The organism is Streptomyces sp. C, assembly GCF_000158895.1.
GTDB classification, from domain to species: Bacteria; Actinomycetota; Actinomycetes; order Streptomycetales; family Streptomycetaceae; genus Streptomyces; species Streptomyces racemochromogenes.
In genome coordinates, this window is sequence record NZ_GG657750.1 from 7,042,137 (window position 1) to 7,044,121 (window position 1,985).

The following is a 1,985-nucleotide window of genomic DNA, read 5'->3' on the forward strand; positions in this document are numbered from 1 at the left end:
CGGCGCCGACCTCGCGGACCACCCCGTCCCGGGGTGACCACCGCGGGCACCCCGAGAGCCGGTCCGAGGTGGTCCCGTAGGCACGGGAGCCCCAGCCCGAGCCCGCCCGCCGAGGGCCAGCCCGGCGATGCCGACGGAGGGGCACAGCCCGGCGGGAACGCCCAGGCCGCGCGCGGCGAGGGCGGCGTGCACCTCCGCGAGCCGGGCCCCGGCGCCGACCCGCACCTCGCCGCCCTCGACGGTCACCGCGGCCATCGCGCCGGTGTCCAGCACCAGTCCGCCCGCGCGCGTGGACCACCCCGCGTAGCTGTGGCCGCCGCCGCGCGGCACCACCGCCGCGGCGGAGCGGCGGGCGAAGTCGAGGCAGACGGCCACGTCCCCGGCGTGTGCGGGATAGGCCACCGCCGCGGGCGCGACCGTGTCGTAGCGGGGCTGGAAGAGCTGCCGGGCCTCCGCGTAGTCCGCGTCCCCCGGCAGGACCAGCCGGCCGTCCATCGCGCGGCCGAGCGCCCCGAAGTCCGGCCCCGCCCCGCCCGCGGTACGCGCACCCGGCCGCGCCCCGCCGGCCCGGGCGCCGGCCGCCCGCGCCCCCGGCCCGGTGGCGGCGAGCACGGCGGCTGCCGTACTCGCGAGGACCCGGCGGCGTGGAAGGCTCATCCCTCCTTCCTGCCACCGCCGGGCCCGATCGCCGAGCAGGCGGGCCCGCCGGGCGCCGCTTCCCGCCCGAACGGACCACGGCCGCGCCGGCGGGCGGCCCCCCGATCGGCTTTAACGTTCCGTCAACGCGGCCAGCGCCGCGCGGGCCGCGCTCTCGCCCTCCTCGTACGCGTGGGCCCGCGCCTCCCGGAGGGCGTCGTCGAGCTGGCGCACCGCCTCACCCCTGCGGCCCGTCGCCGCCAGGGCCTCGCCGTACAGGGTGCGCAGCACCACCCGCCGGGGCGCCGCCGCCGGCGGGGCGGCCAGCGCCAGGCCGCGGACCGCGTGGTCGACGGCCGCCTCGGACGCGCCCACCGTCAGCAGGTGCTCCGTGAGGTGCTGGTGGGCCAGGGCGGCCGTGTCCGGCCGGCCCGCCCGCTCGGCCAGCGGGAGCGCCGCGCCCAGCAGCTCCGCGGGCCGGGCGCGTTCGCCCGCCCGTACGAGCGCCACGGCGAGGTTGATCCGGGCGATGGCCTCCGCGTTGGCGTCGCCCGCCAGGGCCGCGAGGTCCGGCGCCAGCTCCAGCTGCGCGAGGGCCTCCTCGGGGCGGCCCTCCTCGGACAGCACCCAGCCGAGCAGGGCCCGGGCGCGGGACTGCGCGCCGGGGTCGCCGTCGGCCTCGGCGCAGGCCAGCGCCCGTTCGAGCAGCGGCACCCAGCCGTCGCGGACCTGCCACACGATCAGCGGCCACTGGAGCAGCACCAGCCGCCAGGCGCGGTCGTGCAGCCCGGCGGCGACGGCCGACTCGACCGCGCCGCGCAGCGCGTCCCGTTCGGCGGAGAACCAGGCCAGGGCGTCCGCGCGGTCGGCGAACGGCCGCACGGGGGCGGCCCGCCGGACGCCGTCGGGCAGGGCGCAGCAGGGCTCACTGCCCGGCTCGGCGGCGGCGCAGGCCGCGAGGAGCGTGCGCAGCCAGTGGTCGAGCAGCCGCAGCAACCCCTCCCGGTCGTGCCCCGGCGACAGGCTGCGGGCGTAGAGCCGTACCAGGTCGTGCAGTACGTAGGACTGCGGGCCCGCCTCCACCACCAGCTGGGCGGCGGCCAGCTGGTCCAGTGCGGAGGCGGCCTGGCTGGGCAGGCAGCCGCCGAGCGCGGCGGCGGTGCGGACGTCGAGGGCGGCCCCGGTGTGCGGCCCCAGCTGGTGGAACAACCGCCGGGCAGGCTCCGGCGGTGCTGCAGGGTGAGGCGGAGAGCGGCGGCGACGCCGGTGTTCCCCACGTTCAGCAGGTCCAGCCGGGTGTGCTCGTCGGCGAGTTCCCCCGCGAAGGCGGCCAGCCCCTGGTGCGGGCG

At 80.4% G+C, this 1,985-nt stretch carries 2 protein-coding genes; both read right to left on the bottom strand.

What is annotated here, in order from left to right; translation table 11 throughout:
• Positions 1-657, bottom strand: a 657-nt coding sequence (locus tag SSNG_RS31510; protein ID WP_165365042.1) for an FAD-binding protein, incomplete at its 3' end; no start/stop codon positions are given.
• A gap of 111 nt (positions 658-768) precedes the next feature.
• Positions 769-1,845 carry a hypothetical protein gene (locus SSNG_RS31515; RefSeq protein ID WP_007267999.1) on the bottom strand — a complete coding sequence of 359 codons (1,077 nt, stop codon included), beginning with the start codon at positions 1,843-1,845 and terminating at the stop codon, positions 769-771.
• Positions 1,846-1,985: the final 140 nt, after the last annotated feature.